Source organism: Sphingomonas melonis DAPP-PG 224 (genome assembly GCF_000379045.1).
Lineage (GTDB): Bacteria > Pseudomonadota > Alphaproteobacteria > Sphingomonadales > Sphingomonadaceae > Sphingomonas > Sphingomonas aquatilis.
The window spans coordinates 2,483,103-2,502,164 of record NZ_KB900605.1; the positions used below are offsets into that span (position 1 = coordinate 2,483,103).

Here is a 19,062-nt window from a genome sequence, read left to right on the forward strand (position 1 = left end):
CATCCGCCCGACGCGGTCGCGGGGCTTGCAAGTCGTGATGCGGACGGGCAGCGATCCGCCATGTCCGATCCCTCCGCCGCCCCGCCGCCCGATCGCGAACTGATGCTTGCCGCCGCCCCGCAGGCAGCGCGGGATGCGCTGCGCACGCTGTTCGACCTCAACGATCGGCTCGCGGGGATCGTCCGGACGACCCGCGAACCGATGGTCGGCCAGATGCGGCTCGTCTGGTGGCACGATGCGCTGGAGCGGCTCGACACCGCGGCGCCGCCGGCCGAACCTCTGCTCCAGGACATCGCACGCCTGCTGCTGCCGCGGGGCGTGAGCGGCGCGGCGCTCGCCGCGATGACCGACGGGTGGGAAGAGCTGGTCGTCACCGATCCGCTCAATGATCAGGCGCTCGCGCGGCATGCCGATTCGCGCGGGGGCACGCTGTTCGCGCTGGCGGGACGATTGCTCGGCGCCCAACCCACTGTTCTGCGGATCGCGGGGCAGGGCTGGGCCCATGCCGATCTCGCCCGCCATCTCACTGTCGCCGTGCTGGCCGATCATGCGTCGGCGCAGGCCCGCGCCACGCTTTCCCAAGCCTTCACCGCAACATGGCCGGCGCCCGCGCGTGCCGTCGGCGTTCTCGCACTTCTCGCCCGGCTCGATCTGGAGGGCGGCACACCGCTCGCCAAGGCGTGGCGCGTCGCGCGCTTCCGCTTCACGGGGCGATAGCGGCATTGCCTGCGCTCCATCGCATGATAGCCTCCCGCCGCAATCGGGAGGGCGGGCGATGTGGCGATATCTGGCGGGTGGCGGAGCGCTGGCGGCGGCGGTCGGGGCAGGGGTGTTGATCGCCGGGCATCGCGCTCAGCCCGACCTGCTGCCCGCCCAGCCGCTCGTCCAGCAGGCCGCCGCGCAGACCACCACCGACGCCGAAGACCCGGCCGTTCCAGAGGCTGCACCCGCCACGCGCGAACAGAAACGCTTCAACCGCTACGACAAGGATCGCGACGGCCGCATCACTCGCGACGAATATCTCGCCGCCCGCCGCAAGGCCTTCGCCAAGCTCGACGCCAACGGCGACGGCCGGCTCAGCTTCGACGAATGGGCGATTAAAGCGACGACAAAATTCGCCGCCGCCGACAAGGACGCCTCCGGCGCGATGACCGCAGCCGAATTCGCCACCACCGCCGTCAAGCGGAAGGCACCGTCTCGCGCGAAATGTCCGCCGCCGCAGCAGGCTCCGTCGGAAGAGAGCTGAGCCACGGTTCGAACGCGGCGCGCGCGCGGTCGGTGTACATCCGCTTGCGATCCGCCTTCTTCGTGCGGCCGGGAATCGGCGGCATCAGCCCGAAATTGACGTTCATCGGCTGATACGTCTCCGCCTCTGCCCCGCCGGTGATATGCCCCAGCAGCGCGCCAAGCGCGGTCGTCACCGGCGGGGGGCTGAGCGTCTCGCCCCGCAATTCGGCCGCGGCGAAGCGCCCGGCGAGCAGGCCGATCGCCGCGCTCTCGATATAGCCCTCGCACCCCGTGATCTGCCCGGCGAAGCGCAGGTTCGGCCGATTCTTCAGCCGCAGCGTCTCGTCGAGCAGTTCGGGCGATCGGATGAAGGTGTTGCGGTGCAGGCCGCCCAGCCGCGCGAACTCGGCGTTCTGCAAGCCCGGGATCGTGCGGAACAATCGCACCTGCTCGGCATGCTTCAGCTTGGTCTGGAAGCCGACGATGTTCCACAACGTGCCCTGGCGATTGTCCTGGCGCAGCTGCACGACGGCATAGGGCCAGCGCCCGGTACGCGGATTGTCGAGGCCCACCGGCTTCATCGGCCCGTAGCGCAGCGTATCGATCCCACGCTCCGCCATTACCTCAATCGGCATGCAGCCGTCGAAATAGGGCGTGTCCTTCTCCCATTCCTTGAACTCGGTCTTCTCGCCGGCCAGCAACGCGGCGTGGAAGGCGAGATACTGCTCCTTGTCCATCGGGCAGTTGATGTAATCCGCCTCGCCCTTGTCCCAGCGCGATGCCTTCCACGCGATATCCATATCGATCGTGTCGAAATGGACGATCGGGGCGAGCGCGTCGAAGAACGCCAGCGCCTCCGCTCCCGTCGCGCCACCAATCTCCTGCGCCAAAGACGCCGCGGTCAGCGGCCCGGTCGCCAGGATCGCGGGCCCTTCCGGCAAGGCATCCACCCGCTCGCGCACCAAAGTGACGTTGGGATGGTTGGCCAGCGCCTGCGTCACCCCGTCCGAATAGCCGTCGCGATCCACCGCCAGCGCCGACCCCGCCGGCACGCGATGCGCATCGGCCTGGGCCATGATCAGCGATCCCAGCCGCCGCATCTCCTGATGCAGCAGCCCCACCGCATTCGCCTCCGCGTCGTCGGAGCGGAAGCTGTTCGAACAGACGAGTTCGGCCAGGCCATCGGTTTGGTGCGCCGGCGTGCGCTCGCCGCTGCCGCGCATCTCGGACAGGCGCACGCGAAACCCCGCTTCGGCCAGCTGCCACGCCGCTTCCGATCCGGCGAGCCCGCCGCCGACGATATGGATGTCATGAGTCATGCGCCATGCCTCTAGGCCGCAGCGGGCAGGGGGGCAACGCGCGAGGGGCCCCATGCGTTGTCACGCCATGACGACCATCTACACGATCGGCTACGAAGCGACGACCATGGCCGACTTCCTCGCCGCGCTCACCAAGGCGGGCGTCAAGCGCGTCATCGACGTCCGCGCATTGCCGCTGTCCCGCCGCCCCGGCTTCTCCAAATCCTCGCTCGCCGCCAGCCTGAAAGAGGCCGGCATCGACTATGTCCACCTGAAGGCGCTCGGCACCCCCAAGCGCGGCCGCGACGCCGCCAAGAAGGGCGACGTCGCAACCCTCACCGCCGTCTATGACGACCAGCTCGCGCTCCCCGAGGCCCAGGCGGCGGCAGCCCAGATGCTCGACCTCGCACAGGACAAGCCCAGCGCCCTCCTTTGCTACGAACGGGAACCGACCCACTGCCACCGCACGCTGCTGCTCGACGCCGTGGGTGAGGGGGTAGAGGTGGTCGATCTCTACGCCTGAGGCTATGTCGCCTCCCGCAGCCGTTTCACCCGCCGGATGCGCGGTTCGCGGTCGATCTCCGCTTCGGCCTTGATCGACTGGCGCAGTTCGTCGCGCTTTTCGTGAATCGAGGCGATCACCGGGCCCATCGCGACGCCTAGATCGACCAGCACCGCCTCCGACAATTGCAGCGAGCTTTCGAGCGTTTCCGGCACCGCATCGGTCACGCCGGCGCGATACAGTTCGGCGGCATGCTGCGGATCGCGCGCGCGGGCGATGATCGGCAGCTCGGGCGCTAGCGCGCGCATCCGCCGCGCCAGCCGCACGGTCAGCACCGGATCGTCCATCGTCAGGATGAGCGCGCGCGCGCGGGCAAGGTCGAGCCGGTCGATCAGCTCGGCGCGCGCGACGTCGCCGAACAGCACCGGATGCCCCGCCCGCCGCGCATCGGCGACATTGTCGATGTCGGCATCCACCGCGAGATAGCGCTGGCCGTGAATCTTCAGCATGTCCGCGACCATCCGCCCGACGCGCCCGAAGCCGATCACGACCGTCCCCGGCCCCTCGCCATCGTCGATCGGCCCCGCGTCGATCGGCGCGCGATCGATGCCGCGCGACAGCCGCTGCCCGGCCTTGGCAAGCAGCGGCGTGATCGTCAGCCCGATCGCGGTGACGGTCTGCCAGAAGGCGGCGGTGGACGGCAGGATCAGCTGCGCCTGCGCCGCGGTGGCGAGCACGATCAGCGTCGTCTCCGACGGGCTGCCCATCAGCAGCCCCGTCTCGGCGGCGATCCCGCGCCCGGTCTGCGCAACGCGCAGCAGCAGGAAGGTGACGACCGCCTTCACCCCCACCACCGCCACGACCGCGGTCAGCAGCGCCGGCCAATTGTCGAGCACCTCGCGCAGGTTGACGCTCATGCCGACGGTGATCAGAAACACACCGAGCGCCAGCCCCTTGAACGGCGCGGTCATCACTTCGACCTCGGTGTGATATTCGGTTTCGGCGATCAGCAGCCCTGCGAGCAGCGCGCCGACGATCGGCGACAGCCCCGCCGCGGTCGTCGCGACGCTGGCGACGATCACCACCAGCAGCGATGCGGCGAGGAACAGCTCCGGGCTCTTCGTCCGCGCCGCCTGTGCGAACAGGCGCGGCAGCACCAGCCGCCCGCCCAGATACATCACCACCACTGTCGCCGCCCCGCGCAGCGCGACGCCGGCGATGCCGACCCAACCCTCGTCGCTCGCGGTCGGCGCCATCGCGCCGAGGGCAAAGATGATCGGGACCAGCGCGAGGTCCTCGAACAAGAGCATCGCGAACGCGCCGCGCCCGACCGGGCTCGTCGTCCCTACCAGCGGCAGCACGAGTGCGGTCGACGACAGCGCCAGCGCCAGGCCCAGCCCCGCCGCGCCCGCCCAATCCTGCCCCAGCAGATGCACCGCGATCGCGATCAGCACCGCCGATCCGATCAGCTCCGCCGGCCCGGTGCCGAATACCTGCGCGCGCATCGCCCACAGCCGCTTGAACGACAGCTCCAGCCCGATCGAGAACAGCAGCAGGATGATGCCGAATTCGGCGAACGGTTCGATCGAATGCGGATTGGATATGGTGAGATAATAGAGCCACGGCGCCTGCGTGGTCAGCTGCCCCAGCCCGAACGGCCCGACCAGCATCCCCACCAGAATGAAGCCGATGACGGGGCTCACCCGAAATCGCGCAAAGGCGGGGATCACAAGCCCCGCCGCCCCCAGGATCACCAGCGCGTCGCTGAACCCCGCATTATCCAGTCCGATCGCCATAAGGGCGACTGTAGGGACCGTGGGCCATTTGTCAGCCCCCGGATGGTGTTTCTACCATACGGCAACACATTGTCATGCCCACGCGGCGCGCGCTCCCATCCGAATAAGCCGTCATTCCCGCGAAGGCGGGAATCCAGACTGGCTGGCCGTGCGGTTCCATCCCCGACGTCAGAGGTTATGGATTCCCGCCTTCGCGGGAATGACGGGTGTGGGGGGGGGGGGCAGGAGCCAGCCCCCTCATTCGTCATACCCGCGAACGCCGGGATCCATGGTGGTAAGCGGCTGATGATGCGCGCTACCCCGGCGTCATCGTATCCATGTATCCCGGCGTCCGCCGGGATGACGAACGGGGGACAGAGCGAACCGGCCAGCCCCCTCACGCCGCCAGCTTGAAATCCTTGAACTGCTCCCGCAGCGCCGTCTTCAGCAGTTTCCCCGTCGCGGTGTGCGGCAGGCTGTCGACGAACACCACCGCGTCGGGCAGCCACCATTTCGCCACCGCGCCCTTCAGATGCTCGACGATCTCGCGCTCGCTCACCTCGCTGCCCGGCTTGCGCACCACAACCAGCAGCGGGCGTTCGTCCCATTTGGGATGCGCGATGCCGATCGCCGCTGCCTCCGCCACGCCGGGGCAGCCAACCGCGGCATTTTCCAGCTCGACCGAGCTGATCCACTCGCCGCCCGACTTGATCACGTCCTTCGACCGATCGGTAATCTGCATCGTGCCGTCGGGGTGGAGCACCGCGACGTCGCCGGTGTCGAACCAGCCGTCCGCGTCGATCGCATCCGCCTCCGCGCCGTAATAGCGTTTCACCACCCACGGCCCGCGGATATGCAGCCGCCCGGCGCTGGTGCCGTCGCGCGGCAGATGCCGCCCTTCGTCGTCGATCACCGCCAGTTCGACGCCATAGGGGATGCGCCCTTGCTTGGTCAGCACGTCGAGCTTGGCATCCTCCGACCAGTCGTCCCAGTCGGGCGGCGGCGCCGCGGCGGTCGCGACGGGCGAGGTTTCGGTCATGCCCCACAGATGCTTGACGTCGACGCCCATGCCCATCAGCCGCGCGATCATCGCGCGCGGTGCGGCGGACCCGCCGATCGTCGCCATGCGCAGATGGCGCGGGCTCTCGCCGGTCGCATCGGCATAGGCGAACATCGCCAGCCACACCGTTGGCACGCCCGACGATATCGTCACGCGCTCCTCGTTCATCAGCCCGCACAGTACTTTGGGGTCGTTGACCGCGGAGAATACCAGCTTGGTTCCCGCCATCGGCGCCGCGAACGGCGTGCCCCAGGCGGCGGCATGGAACAGCGGCACCACCGGCAGCAGCACGTCGGCCGACGACAATCCCAGCACCGCCGGCGACGACGCCAGCATCGCATGCAGCACGGTCGAGCGATGCTCATACAGCACGCCCTTGGGGTTACCCGTCGTCCCGCTGGTGTAGCAGAGCATGCACGGGTCGCGCTCCGATCCGGTCGCCCAGGCATAGTCGTCGTCTTCCGAGGCGATCAGCGCGGCGAAACTATCCGGACCGTCGCCATCCATCACCACATAATGCTCGATCGTCGGCCATTGCCCGCGCAGCCGGTCGACGATCGGCTGGAACGCGCGATCATAGAACAGCACCCGGTCCTCGGCATGGTTGGCGATATAGACCAGCTGGTCGTCGAACAGCCGTGGGTTGATCGTATGGACCACGCCGCGCATGCCGATCGTGCCGTACCATGCGATCAGGTGGTGCGCGTGGTTCATCGCCAGCGTCGCGATCCGGTCGCCCGCGCGCATGCCCAGCCGTTCCAGCGCCCGCGCCAACCGCCGCGAATCGCGCGCGACGCCCTGCCAGTCGGTTCGCGTCTGGCGGCCGTCCGCCCAATGCGTCACGATCTCGCGCGTGGGATGTTCGCGCGCCGCATGATCGAGCAGTGTCGATACCCTGAGTTCGAAATCCTGCATGCCGCCCAGCATCCGTGGCTCCTCTCAGTCCGTGCGCAACCGTGCGCCTCTTGCCGAAGCGGACCATACCCGAGACAGGAGCGAGGGCAAGATGGCCGATGTGACGAAGAATTGCCGGCGGCGGGTGGGGGAGGCTGGCAGGGGCGGCTGATTGCCACGCCTCTCCGTCACCCCGGACTTGATCCGGGGTCCCGCTAAGACCGTCTTTCAAAGCGGGATGCCCGCCTAGGCAGAGGTGACGGGGCATAGCCGCGGCCAAGGCATCGCAAGTCTGACCCGGTCCGGGGGACCGTACGGCATCAGCCGAATGGAGGGACGGGAACGACATACTCCCTAACCGAGCGCACCGCGTACCGCCCCCTCCGTCACCGCTACGCGGCGCCACCTCCCCCTGGCGGGGGAGGACTTGGTGGGGCTCAATTCTCAGGGACCACCGCCGATCGCGACGACACACGCCCGGTCACCGTCATCGCCGATCAGCCGAAGGGTCGCGAAGGGGGCAAGTCCTCCCCCGCCAGGGGGAGGGGGACCGTTCGGCGCCAGCCGAATGGTGGAGGGGGAGGACACGGCACGCGCCCTTAGCGAGCGCACCGCTTACCGCCCCCTCCGTCACCGCTACGCGGCGCCACCTCCCCCTGGCGGGGGAGGACTTGGAGGGGCTTAATTCTCAGGCACTATTGCCGATTGCGACGAAACACGCCCGGTCACCGTCACCGCCGATCAGCCGAAGGGTAGCGCAGCCGTCAGGTCCTCCCCCGCCAGGGGGAGGGGGGCCGTTCGGCGCCAGCCGAATGGTGGAGGGGGAGGACACGGCACGCCTCCTTACCGAACGCACCGCGTACCGCCCCCTCCGTCACCGCTAACGCGGCGCCACCTCCCCCTTGCGAGGGAGGATTTGGACGACCCTAATTCCCCGACACCGTCGTCGACTGCGGCGACACGCGCCCGTTCACAGCGATCGCCGTCGCGGGCCGCGCGTTCATCCGCACCGCCGCGGCGCCCGGCAGGCCGGGGAAGCGCGGCCACATGCCCTGCGCCAGCGCAGACCGGCTCACCGACGCCTTGCGGCCGCCCTGTGCCTCATACATCCAGTAGTTGCGCAGCACCGTGGTCACGTAACCGCGCGTTTCCCAATAGGGGATGCTCTCAATGTAAAGCAGCGGATCGCCATTATCGTGGACGATCGCATTCCAGTCGCCCACCGGGCGCGGGCCCGCGTTATAAGCGGCGATCACCTTGGGCAGCAGCCCGCCCGTCACGCCCGCCATGTCCCGCAGCCGCTCCAGATGGCGCTGGCCGATGTCCATGTTCGTCGCCGGCTTGGTCAGCGCGCTCTTGTCGACGGTATAGCCGCTCTCGCGCATGTAATCGGTGGCGGCGGCGGGCATGATCTGCATCAGGCCATAGGCGCCAGCGGGGCTGACGACCTTGTTGCGAAAGCCGCTTTCCTCCAGCGTATGGGCATAGACCAGCGCCTTGTCGACGCGCCAGCCGCTGGTCGGCGTCCAGTTCGGCGTCGGATAGCGTGCCTCGGCAGCGGCGACGACGCCCTGCGGGCAGTTATGCGCCAGCCACACGGTGGTCGCGGGCAGGCTCAGCGCCTCGGCGACGCGTACGAGGCTGCCGAACTCGGACGGATCGCCGATCCGCGCCTGCTGGCGCACGACGCTGTCGGCCAGATCGGTCTCGCCGATCTCGGTCAGCGCGGCCGCGACGCGGAGGTTGGGCCGCTTGTCGAGCCGCGCCCAATCAGCGGCGACCACCTGCGTCTGCGGTCGGCCCTTGTCGCGGATCAGCAGCGCCTGTCGCGCCAGCTGGCCGTAGAAGCTTTCCGAATATTGCGCGGCATTCTGCAGGCGCGGCTGCACCTTGTCGGGCCGTCCGCACACCATGTCGGCGCGCGATGCCCAATAGAGCGCGGCCGCACGCAGATCGACGTCGGTCGCACGCGTGGCGACGCCTTCGAAGCCGGTGCCCGCAGCGGCGCAGTCATTCTGCCGCCACGCCGACAGCGCCCCCATCCAGCGACCCTGCACGGCCCAGTCGCCCACGCCGTTCGCGGCCTTCGCCGCCATCGCCCGCGTGTTCAGGTCGTCGCCGGTCAGGAAATACATCCAGGCGATCTTCGCCTGCCATTCGGTCTGCGCCTCGGGCGTCAGGCCCGGGGTCGATTCGAGCAGCACCTGCGCCTCGGCGCCCTGGTCGCCCTTGATATAGGGCTGCATCTTCACCGCCAGCTCCGCGGCGATTTCGTCGCTGCGGGTCGTCTTGGCGCGGACGCGGCGCGGCGCGCCATCCTGCCAGATCAGCCGTTGCGCGACGGGCAGCGGCGGCAGCTCGCTCGCGCCGCGTACCTTGGCCAGCCGGGCCAGATCGGCGGCCTCGGGCAGCTCGGGCGCTTCGTTGAGCAGCGCGACCAGCGGCTCCAGTTCGACCTTGGGCGATCCCTTGGCGGTATAGAGTTCGGCGCGGGCGATGGCGTGAAGCGGACCCGGCTTCATCGCGTCGAGGCCCATCTGCGCATCCTGCCAGCGGCCGTCGCGGATCGCCTGGAACACCGCGCGATACCCCTCGCGCTGCGCGCTATCCAGCTGGTCGGGAATGCGATCGTTGCGGCTGGCGGCGGTGATCCGGGCGTCGCCGCCTGCGGATGTGCCGGGCTCGGCAGCCGAAGCGGCCTGCGGCACGGTCAGCGCGACGATCGCGGCCATCCCCAGTGCCGCTAGTCCTGGCGCCAGCATACGGGTCATGCGGACAAATTCCCCATCAGCAATTGCAGGTCCTTCCAGGCCTCCGCCTTCGCCGCGGGCTTCTCGATCAGGAAGCGCGGATGAAAGCTGGCGACCACGCCTGTCTTTCCCCGTCTATGGTTAAACGCGTGTAAAGACCCGCGCGTCCCCGGCATTTCCGCCCCCAAAATCGCACGGCTCGCCGCATTGCCCATCAGCAGCAGCCGTTTCGGCGCGACGAGGCCGATGTGGTGCTTGGCGATATCGGCCAGCTGCGTTTCCACCTCGCGCGGCATCCGCCCCGCCACGGGCCGCTTTGCGCAGACCGAGGCGAGGTGGATCGTCTCGCGCGACAGGCCAATCGCGGCGAGCATGCGGTCGAACAGCCGCCCCGTCTCGCCGCTCATCAGGATGCCGGCGGCATCGTCGTCCTTGTCGGGGCAATCGACCAGCACCATCACCGCGGCATCCGCCGGGCCAGTCGCCGCGATCGACACGCCGCGCCACGCCACCTCGGGCACGGCATCGCCGCCGCGCCATGCGATGAAGTCGGCCAGTTCGGCGGGCATCGCCGGGGCCAGCTCCACCGGCGCGGCGGGGGAGGGCGCCCGCGCGAAGACCGGCGCGACCATCGGCTGGGTCAGCCAGTCGCGCGGATCCGCCTCGACGAGCGTGTCGACGCCCGCCTCCTGCCACCAGTCGAGCGCGCTCGCGAGGCTCTCATTCCAACTGTGATGCTGATCGGCCCCCACGTTTCTCTCTTTCTGTAGGTTGACGTTTTCGTCAACTTGTCCGATCGCGGTTCAGAGACGAGACGTTGTCGGCCTGCGCCTGACCGCTATCCCCCGGCGCCGACAACCGCAACCGTATCCGGGAGTGGATGACAATGACGCAACGTGAATCGATGCCTTACGACGTGGTGATCGTCGGCGCCGGCCCGGCGGGCCTGTCGGCGGCGATCCGGTTCAAACAGGTGGCGGCCGAAAAGGGCGCGGACCTCAGCGTCTGCGTGCTCGAAAAGGGCTCGGAGGTCGGCGCGCATATCCTGTCGGGGGCGGTGATCGATCCGCGCAGCCTCGACGAACTGCTGCCCGACTGGCGCCAGGACTGCCCGCTCGCCGAAGTGCCGGTAACCGAAAACCTCCACTGGGTGCTGACGGAAAAGAAGAAGTCGATCCTGCCGCACGCGCTGACGCCGCCGTTCCTGCACAACAAGGGCACCTATACCGGCAGCCTCGGCAACCTGTGCCGCTGGCTCGCGGGCAAGGCCGAAGAACTCGGCGTCGAAATCTTCCCCGGCTTCGCCGCCGCCGAAATCCTGTTCGACGATCAGGGCCGGGTGATGGGCGTCGCGACCGGCGACATGGGCGTCGCGCGCGACGGCACGCACAAGCCCGATTACCAGCCCGGCCTCGAACTCCACGCCAAATATACCTTCTTCGCAGAGGGTTGCCGCGGACACCTCACAAAGGAAGTGATCCGCACCTTCGACCTCGCGAAGGACAGCGACCCGCAGGTCTATGGCCTGGGCGTCAAGGAATTGTGGGACATCGACCCGGAGCTCCATCAGCCCGGCCGCGTCATTCACACGCAGGGCTGGCCCCTGGGCGACGACGCCAATGGCGGCGGTTGGCTGTATCACCAGGCGAACGGCCAGGTCAGCCTGGGCTTCGTGACCTGGCTCAACTATTCCAACCCCTACATCTCGCCCTTCCAGGAGATGCAGAAGTGGAAGACCCACCCCGAAATCGCAGCGATCCTGAAGGGCGCCAAGCGCGTCAGCTACGGCGCGCGCGCGATCAGCGACGGCGGGCTCCAGTCGATCCCGAAGCTCGTCTTCCCGGGCGGCGCGCTGATCGGCGACAGCGCCGGCTTCCTCAACGTGCCGCGCATCAAGGGCACGCACACCGCGATGAAGAGCGGCATGATGGCCGCCGAAGCCGCGGCCGACGCGATTCTGTCGCAGCGCCAGCATGACGAACTGGCCGCTTACCCCGAAGCGTTCGAGCACAGCTGGGTGAAGAAGGAGCTGTCGATCGTCCGCAACGTCGTGCCCTTGGTCAAGAAGTTCGGCGATTTCCTGGGGTCGGGCCTCGCCGGCATCACGATGTGGCTCGAACATTTCGGCCTCAAGATGCCCTTCACGATGAAGCATCACCCGGATCACGAGACGCTGTGGCGCAAGGATCTGGTGAAGGCTCCGGTCTACCCGAAGCCCGATGGCGTCCTGACCTTCGACCGCCTGTCGTCGGTGTTCCTGTCGAACACCAACCATGAGGAGGACCAGCCCGTCCATCTGACTCTGAAGGATCCCAACGTCCCCGTCGAATATGATCTGCCGCTCTACGATGAGCCCGCGCAACGCTATTGCCCGGCCGGCGTTTACGAGATCGTCGGGCAGGAGACGGGCGATCCTAAGTTCGTCATCAACGCTCAGAATTGCGTCCACTGCAAGACGTGCGACATCAAGGACCCCACGCAGAACATCAACTGGGTGGTGCCGGAGGGCGGTGGAGGCCCCAATTATCCCAATATGTAAGCGTCTATTCCTAGCATCGGTTCTGAGCATCGCGGTCGCCGCGCCGGCTCAGGCCGATGTGGCACGCCGCGCCGATCCGGTCGCGGACTATATGCAGGCCCGCGTCGCCGATGCGGACGGCGACGTGACGACGGCGATTGCCGGCTACGCCCGCGCGCTCGCCGCCCGGCCTGCCGACGCAACGGTCGCGCTGAGGGCGTATCGCGAAGCGCTGGCCGCCGGCGACATCCCGCTCGCCACCCGCGCCGCCGCGGTGCTGCGCGACCAGCCCGGCGCGCCTGCCGACCTCGCGCTGCTCCCCCTCGCGCTCGCCGCCGCCCGCAACGATGCGGCAGGTGCCGAGGCCGCGACGCAGTCGCTCGCCCGCACGCCGCTGTCGGTGATGGTTCCGGCGCTTCGGGCGTGGATCGCCTACAGCCGCGGCGGGAATCCGAGCGCCCCGATCATCGCCGCCAATGTCGGCAGCACCCCCGTCGCCCAGCGCCTCGCGGCCGAGACCGCGGCCTTGCTTCAGATCGCGATGGGCGACGTGCAGGGCGGCCTGCGCGGGGTGCAGGCGCTCCGTGAAACCGGCTCGCCCGTCGATCTGCGCCTGTCCGCCGCGCAATTGCTGTTCGGCACCGGCCATCCCGACGAAGCGCGCGCGCTGCTCGCCGGTGACGACCCCGCGCTCGCCGCGCTCCGCCAGGGTTCCCCCGCCAAACCGACGCTCGCCTATGGCGTCTCGCGCCTGCTCGCTCGCGTCGCCGGCGACCTCGTCGATCAGGACGTCGCGCCGCTGTCGATCGCGCTCACCCGCACCGCGCTCGTCGCCTCGCCCGCCAACGATCGTGCCCGCCTTCTGCTCGCCCAGGCGCTCGCGGGGGAGGATGCGACCGATCAGGCGCTCGCGACGCTCGACGCGGTGCCCGCGTCCAGCCCCTTCGCCTCCACCGCCATCGCCGCGCGCATATCGATCCTCGCCCGCGCCGATCGCACCGCCGACGCGCTCGCACTCGCCCGCCGCGACGCCGAGCGCGCCGACGCCGGTCCCGCCGCCTGGCAGCTCTACGCCGACCAGCTCACCACCGCCGGCAACAACGCCGAAGCCGCCCGCTGGTATCGCCGCATCGCCGAGGCGCAGCCCGCCGCGTGGAACGCCTGGCTGCAATATGGCGGCGCGCTGGAGCAGGCGGGTGACTGGCCCGCCGCCCGCGCCGCGCTGAAAAAGGCGGTGGCGCTCGCCCCCGCCGAGCCGCTGGCGCTCAACTACCTCGGCTATGCGCAGGCCGAACGCCGCGTCGACGTTCCCGCCTCGATCGCGATGCTCCAGCGCGCGCACGCCGCCAAGCCCGACGATGCCTCGATCGCCGATTCGCTCGGCTGGGCGCTGTTCGTCAACGGCGACACCGCGCGCGCGCTGCCGCTGATCGAGCGCGCCGCCGAGGCGGAGCCGACGAATGCCGAAATCGCCGAACATCTCGGCGACGTCTATTGGGCGCTGGGCCGCCGTTACGAAGCCCGCTACGCGTGGCGCGCCGCGGCGTTGACCGCTCCGGCCCAGGACGCCGCGGCGCTCGCCACCCGGATTGCACAAGGCCCGCCCGCCCGATGATCGTCGAAGCCGCCCCTGCCAAGATCAACCTCGCGCTCCACGTCCGCCATCGCCGGCCGGACGGCTATCACGAGCTTGAAACGCTGTTCGCCTTCGCGGCCGATGGCGACACGGTGACCGTCGTCCCTGCCGACACCGATAGCTTTGCGATCACCGGCCCGTTCGCCGCGGCGCTCGAGACGGCATCCGGCCCGAACCTCGTGCAAAAAGCCGCCGGCGCCTTCCGCGAGACGTTCGGCATCGCCGGGCATCACGCGATCACGCTCGACAAGCATCTCCCCATCGCCTCAGGGATAGGCGGCGGATCGGCCGACGCCGCCGCGACGCTGCGCGCGCTCGCCCGCCTCCACGCGATCGCGCCGCAGGACCCGCGCCTGTTCGTCCTTGCCGAAACGCTCGGCGCCGACGTGCCCGCCTGCCTCGATGGCCGCACCACTTTGGGCACGGGCAAGGGCGAGGCGTTGATCCCCATCGCCGGCCTCGCCGGCACGCCGTTGCTCCTGGTCAACCCCGGCGTCGCGGTCAGCACCGCCGCGGTCTTCGCGCGCTGGGACGGCACTGACCGCGGCGGCATCGCCGGGGAGGGCGACCTTCTCACCCGCGCCGCCGCCGGCCGCAACGACCTGCAACCCGCCGCACTCGCACTCGCCCCCGTCATCGCCGACGTCCTGTCGCTCCTCGAAGGGGCAAATAGCGTCCACTTGGCGCGCATGTCCGGCAGCGGCGCCACCTGCTTCGCCTTGTTCGCGGACGAAGCGGCAAGAGACACAACCCGCGACGCGGCGGTAGCCAAAGGCTGGTGGACCCTAGCCACATCTCTTACCTAAAAGGTTATCCTTCCCGCTCGCCAACCGTCATCCCAGCGCAGGCTGGGATTTTATAGTTACAGCGCGCCACCAGCGCCGAGAAATACGCAAGCCTCCGCTAGGGTGACGCAAAAGGCTGCGAAAAGCCGCCGCTGCCACAAGCGCAACCCCTCCGCGTCCTCCGCGCCTCCGCGCGCAAAACCTCTTCGCGCCTTCGCGTCTTCGCGCGAACCATATCCACCAACTCCATGGCCCAAAACCAAAGTTCCTCTCTTGTTCTCATGGAACAAACATCGTACATACAGAACAGACGCGTTGCTCATGCCGCGCGCTTGCTCTAGCGAGGAACCCTCCCGATGGCCGCCAATCTGAAAGTGATCGACACCGGCATGGCAACCGCAAACGCAGACCGTCAAAAGGCGCTCGACGCCGCCCTCGCGCAGATCGACCGCGCCTTCGGCAAGGGCAGCGCGATGAAGCTCGGTCAGAAGGAAACGATGCAGGTCGAGGCGATCTCGACCGGCTCGCTCGGCCTCGACATCGCCTTGGGCGTCGGCGGCCTGCCGCGCGGCCGCGTGATCGAAGTCTATGGCCCTGAATCGTCGGGCAAGACGACGCTTGCGCTGCATGTCATCGCCGAAGCGCAGAAGAACGGCGGCACCGCCGCCTTCGTCGACGCCGAACATGCGCTCGATCCCGTCTATGCCAAGAAGCTGGGCGTCAACATCGACGAACTGATCGTGTCGCAGCCCGACACCGGCGAACAGGCGCTCGAAATCACCGACACGCTCGTCCGCTCGAACGCGATCGACGTGCTGGTGGTCGATTCGGTCGCCGCGCTGGTGCCGCGCGCCGAAATCGAGGGCGAGATGGGCGACAGCCACGTCGGCCTGCAGGCCCGCCTGATGTCGCAGTCGCTGCGCAAGCTCACCGGCTCGATCAGCCGCTCGCGCTGCATGGTGATCTTCATCAACCAGCTGCGCATGAAGATCGGCGTGATGTACGGCAATCCGGAAACGACGACGGGCGGCAACGCGCTGAAGTTCTACGCCTCCGTCCGCCTCGACATCCGCCGCACGGGCGCGATCAAGGACCGCGAGGAAGTCACCGGCAACACCACGCGCGTGAAGGTGGTGAAGAACAAGGTCGCGCCGCCGTTCAAGCAGGTCGAATTCGACATCATGTACGGCGAGGGCATTTCGAAGATCGGCGAGATCCTCGACCTCGGCGTGAAGGCGGGCCTCGTCGAAAAGTCGGGCAGCTGGTTCTCCTACGATTCGGTGCGGATCGGGCAGGGGCGTGAGAACGCCAAGAACTACCTGCGCGAAAACCCCGAAATGGCCGACCGCCTCGAAAAGGCGATCCGCCAGCGCACCGAAAAGGTCGCCGAGGAAATGATGGCCGGCCCGGAAGCCGACGACGATCTGTGATCGCCGCGCCATCCCATCGGATGCTACGAGGGGGCTCGCCGGCAACGGCGGGCCCCTTTCGCATGGAGGCGCTCCGGACGCCGACGTATCCTCCACTTCGTCCACTTCCACGCTCGTTTTGGCGGAAATGGGTTGGGGGCGTAATCAGTATCGCTCCTCACGCCTTGCACGCAGCCGTATGGGCGGGGCGGGTGTCGTTCCTGCCCGATCCACACTCACCACGTCACCCCGGACTTGTTCCGGGGTCCACCGTGCGGCACGGGAAAGGTTGGAGGCTCAGGCCTCGCCCCCGCGGCTGAGTGAACCCCGGAACAAGTCCGGGGTGACGCGGAGCAAGGGGCAGACGTGCGCCCACCCCATCACAACCGGACCCACCCCATGACCACCGCCACAGACTGGACCGGTCGCGTCGGCCGCACCTGGGCCGCCGAATGGCAGCGCACCGACCGTTCCTTCGCCAATTTGTCTCCGCATCTCGACGCCGCGATCCGCAGCGCCGCCCCGGCCGGCCCCTTCCACGCGATCGACATCGGTTGTGGCCCCGGCGCCACCAGCCTCGCGCTCGCCGACGCCCGCCCCGACGCCACTGTCACCGGCCTGGACCTGTCCGCCGACCTGATCCGGACGGCGCGCACCCGAGCCGGTGACTGCGGCGCGGTAACCTTCCATCATGGCGACGCCATCGCGCTGGCCCCGCAACTCCCGCCCGCCGACCTCATCGTCTCGCGCCACGGCGTCATGTTCTTCGCGGATCCCGTCGCCGCCTTCGCCACGCTCCGCACCGCGGCTAGCCCAGGCGCCCGCCTCGTCTTCTCCTGCTTCCGCGACCGCAGCGACAATGTCTGGGCGTCCGATCTGATCGAGCAGGTCACCGGCAGCCGCCCGCAGCCCTTCGAAGGCTACGCCCCCGGGCCCTTCGGGTTCGCCGACCGGACCGCCACTGCCGCAATCCTGACCCAGGCGGGCTGGAGCGTCGACAGCGCCACCCGCATCGACTTCGCGTATGTCGCCGGGGCCGGCCCCGATCCGGTCGCCGATGCCGCCGATTTCTTCTACCACATCGGCCCGCTCGCCTCGGCACTCAAGGACGCCGCCGATCCATCGCTCGACGATCGGCTCAAATCGGCATTGCAGCGTTATACAGCCGACGGCATCGTCGCGCTCCCGGCCTCCGCCTGGATCTGGCGCGCGACCGCAACAGGGGAACAGCCATGATCATCGTCCACCATCTCGAAAACAGCCGGTCGCAGCGCGTGCTGTGGATGCTCGAGGAACTGGGCCTGCCCTATCAGGTCAAGCGCTACGAGCGGAACAAGACGACGATGCTGGCGCCGCCCGAGCTGAAGCAGGTCCACCCCCTGGGTAAGTCGCCCGTCATCGAGGATACGGACGGCGGCCACGTCATCGCCGAAACCGGTGCGATCGTCGAATATCTGGTCGAGAAGGCGGACGGCCGTCTGGGCGCGCCCGCGCACCGCGATTCGGCGCTCCGCTACCGCTTCTGGCTGCATTATGCCGAGGGCTCGCTGATGCCGCCGCTGCTGCTGAAGCTCGTCCTCAGCAAGGTGCCGCTGATGGGCAAACCTGCGATGAAGCGCATCCAGCCGATGATCGACGTCCACCTCGACTATGTCGAATCGGAGCTGAAGCAGCGCCCGTGGTTCGCCGGTGACGCGATGACCGCCGCCGACATCATGATGAGCTTCCCGCTGGAGGCGGCGCGCAGCCGCGCCGGTCTCGATACCGCTCGCCCGGCGACGATCGCCTGGCTGGAAAAGGTGCATGCCCGCCCGGCCTACCAGGCCGCGCTGGCGCAGGGCGGGCCCTACGCCTACGCCTGATCTTCGGCGTTTAGTGCCTGAAGCTGGTGGCCGGCGGCAACGCCGGCCCCTCCGCCACCGCCGGGTCGATCTCGGCCGGCTCGCGCGGATCGAAGCCGCCCTCCCACTTGGCGACGACCGACGCCGCCACCGCATTGCCGATCACGTTGGTCGCGGTGCGGCCCATGTCGAGGAAATGGTCGATGGCCAAGATCAGCAGCAGCCCCGCCTCCGGAATGTCGAACACCGGCAGCACCGCAGCGATTACCACCAGGCTGGCCCGCGGCACGCCCGCAATGCCCTTGGACGAGATCATCAGGAACAGCAGCATCGCCACCTGCGTCCCCAGCGGCATGTCGATGCCATAGGCCTGGGCGATGAACAGCGACGCGAACGTCATGTAGATCATCGACCCGTCGAGGTTGAACGAATAGCCCAGCGGCAGGACGAAACTCGCGATCCGCGGCGGCACCCCGAACTTGTCGAGCGCCTCCAGCATCCGCGGATAGGCCGCTTCCGACGAGGCGGTGGTGAAGGCGACCAGCAAGGGCTCGCGAACGTAGCGGATCAGATCCTTGATCCGCGGCCCGATGACGAGGAACCCGACGCCGAGCAGCACCGCCCACAGGCACAGGAGCGCGAAATAGAAACTGCCCATGAAGAAGGCGAGCTGCCCGATCACCCCGGCACCGCGCTCGGCGAGGGTTGCGGTCACGGCGCAGAACACCGCCACCGGCGCGACGCGCATCACATAGTCGGTGATCCGCAGCATGACGGCGACGAGGCCGTCGACCGCCCGCACCAGCGGCGCGCCACGCTCGCCCACCGCGGTCAGCGCGACGCCGACGAAGATCGAAAAGACGACGATCTGGAGGATCTCGTTGGTCGCCATCGCCTCGATCATCGATGCGGGGACGATATGCGTGATGAACTTGTCGAGGCTGAATGCCGCGGTCGCAACCCCGGCATCGGTGCCGGCGGGCGGCAGGGCGAGGTTGATGCCGACGCCCGGATGGATCGCATTGACCAGGACGAGCCCAAGGCCGAGCGACACCAGGCTCGCGCCGATGAACCAGCCGATCGCCTTCGCCCCGACGCGCCCCAGCGCCGCGGTATCGCCCATCTGCGCAATGCCGCTGACCAGGGTCGCGAAGACGAGCGGCGCGATGATCATCTTGATCAGCCGCAGGAACACCGTCGTGCCGATCGTGAAATAGCCGGCGATCGCCTTCAGCCGCGCCGCGGCCTCCGGCGTGCCGTCGTCCAGCCAGCCGTTCAGAATCAGGCCGGTAACGATGCCGAGCAACAGGCCGATAACAATAAACACAGTCAGCCGCTTGGCCATTCATTCCCTCCCGGATTCGCGC

15 protein-coding genes are annotated in these 19,062 nt (G+C 68.5%); 9 read left to right on the forward strand and 6 right to left on the reverse strand.

What is annotated here, in order from left to right; translation table 11 throughout:
- Positions 1–60: 60 nt before the first annotated feature.
- Both SPHME3_RS0112090 and SPHME3_RS0112095 read left to right on the forward strand, forming a co-directional pair.
- Positions 61–717, forward strand: coding sequence for a squalene/phytoene synthase family protein (locus SPHME3_RS0112090; RefSeq protein ID WP_017978900.1), 657 nt, complete (start codon positions 61–63; stop codon positions 715–717).
- Positions 718–775: 58 nt separating this feature from the next.
- Positions 776–1,246, forward strand: a complete 471-nt coding sequence (locus SPHME3_RS0112095; RefSeq protein WP_017978899.1) for an EF-hand domain-containing protein — start codon at positions 776–778, stop codon at positions 1,244–1,246.
- Here the strand turns inward: SPHME3_RS0112095 and trmFO are convergent.
- Positions 1,179–2,546, reverse strand: a complete 1,368-nt coding sequence (gene trmFO / locus SPHME3_RS0112100; protein ID WP_017978898.1) for a methylenetetrahydrofolate--tRNA-(uracil(54)-C(5))-methyltransferase (FADH(2)-oxidizing) TrmFO — start codon at positions 2,544–2,546, stop codon at positions 1,179–1,181. The two genes, SPHME3_RS0112095 and trmFO, sit on opposite strands and share 68 nt — an antisense overlap.
- Positions 2,547–2,613: 67 nt before the next feature.
- Here trmFO and SPHME3_RS0112105 point away from each other — a divergent pair, with 67 nt between their 5' ends.
- Positions 2,614–3,048 carry a DUF488 domain-containing protein gene (locus tag SPHME3_RS0112105; protein ID WP_017978897.1) on the forward strand — a complete coding sequence of 145 codons (435 nt, stop codon included), beginning with the start codon at positions 2,614–2,616 and terminating at the stop codon, positions 3,046–3,048.
- Between the two features lie 2 nt (positions 3,049–3,050).
- On the opposite strand, the gene SPHME3_RS0112110 is transcribed toward SPHME3_RS0112105, so the two are convergent.
- The 4 genes from SPHME3_RS0112110 to SPHME3_RS0112125 form a co-directional block, all read right to left on the reverse strand.
- A complete protein-coding gene (locus SPHME3_RS0112110) occupies positions 3,051–4,823 on the reverse strand; it encodes a cation:proton antiporter domain-containing protein (RefSeq protein WP_017978896.1) in 1,773 nt (590 codons plus the stop codon).
- Positions 4,824–5,199: 376 nt separating this feature from the next.
- The gene (locus SPHME3_RS0112115) at positions 5,200–6,789 is read right to left on the reverse strand and encodes a long-chain fatty acid--CoA ligase (RefSeq protein WP_017978895.1); all 1,590 of its coding nucleotides are present in this window, start codon (positions 6,787–6,789) and stop codon (positions 5,200–5,202) included.
- Between the two features lie 893 nt (positions 6,790–7,682).
- Positions 7,683–9,488 carry a lytic transglycosylase domain-containing protein gene (locus SPHME3_RS0112120; RefSeq protein ID WP_017978894.1) on the reverse strand — a complete coding sequence of 602 codons (1,806 nt, stop codon included), beginning with the start codon at positions 9,486–9,488 and terminating at the stop codon, positions 7,683–7,685.
- Between the two features lie 35 nt (positions 9,489–9,523).
- Entirely contained in the window at positions 9,524–10,258 is a 735-nt protein-coding gene (locus SPHME3_RS0112125) for a uracil-DNA glycosylase (RefSeq protein WP_017978893.1), read from the reverse strand.
- A gap of 134 nt (positions 10,259–10,392) precedes the next feature.
- Between SPHME3_RS0112125 and SPHME3_RS0112130 the strand changes: the two genes are divergently transcribed.
- From SPHME3_RS0112130 to SPHME3_RS0112155, 6 genes are all read left to right on the forward strand, one after another.
- Positions 10,393–12,045 carry an electron transfer flavoprotein-ubiquinone oxidoreductase gene (locus SPHME3_RS0112130; RefSeq protein ID WP_017978892.1) on the forward strand — a complete coding sequence of 551 codons (1,653 nt, stop codon included), beginning with the start codon at positions 10,393–10,395 and terminating at the stop codon, positions 12,043–12,045.
- A gap of 58 nt (positions 12,046–12,103) precedes the next feature.
- Positions 12,104–13,639 (forward strand): tetratricopeptide repeat protein, encoded by a 1,536-nt coding sequence (locus SPHME3_RS0112135; RefSeq protein WP_017978891.1) that lies wholly within the window; start codon positions 12,104–12,106, stop codon positions 13,637–13,639.
- Positions 13,636–14,466 carry a 4-(cytidine 5'-diphospho)-2-C-methyl-D-erythritol kinase gene (locus SPHME3_RS0112140; RefSeq protein WP_017978890.1) on the forward strand — a complete coding sequence of 277 codons (831 nt, stop codon included), beginning with the start codon at positions 13,636–13,638 and terminating at the stop codon, positions 14,464–14,466. The genes SPHME3_RS0112135 and SPHME3_RS0112140 overlap by 4 nt, the downstream gene beginning before the upstream one ends.
- 335 nt (positions 14,467–14,801) lie before the next feature.
- The gene (gene recA / locus SPHME3_RS0112145; RefSeq protein ID WP_017978889.1) at positions 14,802–15,875 is read left to right on the forward strand and encodes a recombinase RecA; all 1,074 of its coding nucleotides are present in this window, start codon (positions 14,802–14,804) and stop codon (positions 15,873–15,875) included.
- A 378-nt stretch (positions 15,876–16,253) separates the two neighbouring features.
- Positions 16,254–17,090 (forward strand): class I SAM-dependent methyltransferase, encoded by an 837-nt coding sequence (locus SPHME3_RS0112150; protein ID WP_017978888.1) that lies wholly within the window; start codon positions 16,254–16,256, stop codon positions 17,088–17,090.
- The gene (locus SPHME3_RS0112155; protein WP_017978887.1) at positions 17,087–17,716 is read left to right on the forward strand and encodes a glutathione S-transferase family protein; all 630 of its coding nucleotides are present in this window, start codon (positions 17,087–17,089) and stop codon (positions 17,714–17,716) included. The genes SPHME3_RS0112150 and SPHME3_RS0112155 overlap by 4 nt, the downstream gene beginning before the upstream one ends.
- A gap of 10 nt (positions 17,717–17,726) precedes the next feature.
- Here SPHME3_RS0112155 and SPHME3_RS0112160 read toward each other — a convergent pair whose 3' ends face one another.
- On the reverse strand, positions 17,727–19,040 hold the full coding sequence (locus SPHME3_RS0112160; RefSeq protein ID WP_017978886.1) for a dicarboxylate/amino acid:cation symporter: 1,314 nt from the start codon (positions 19,038–19,040) through the stop codon (positions 17,727–17,729).
- Positions 19,041–19,062: the final 22 nt, after the last annotated feature.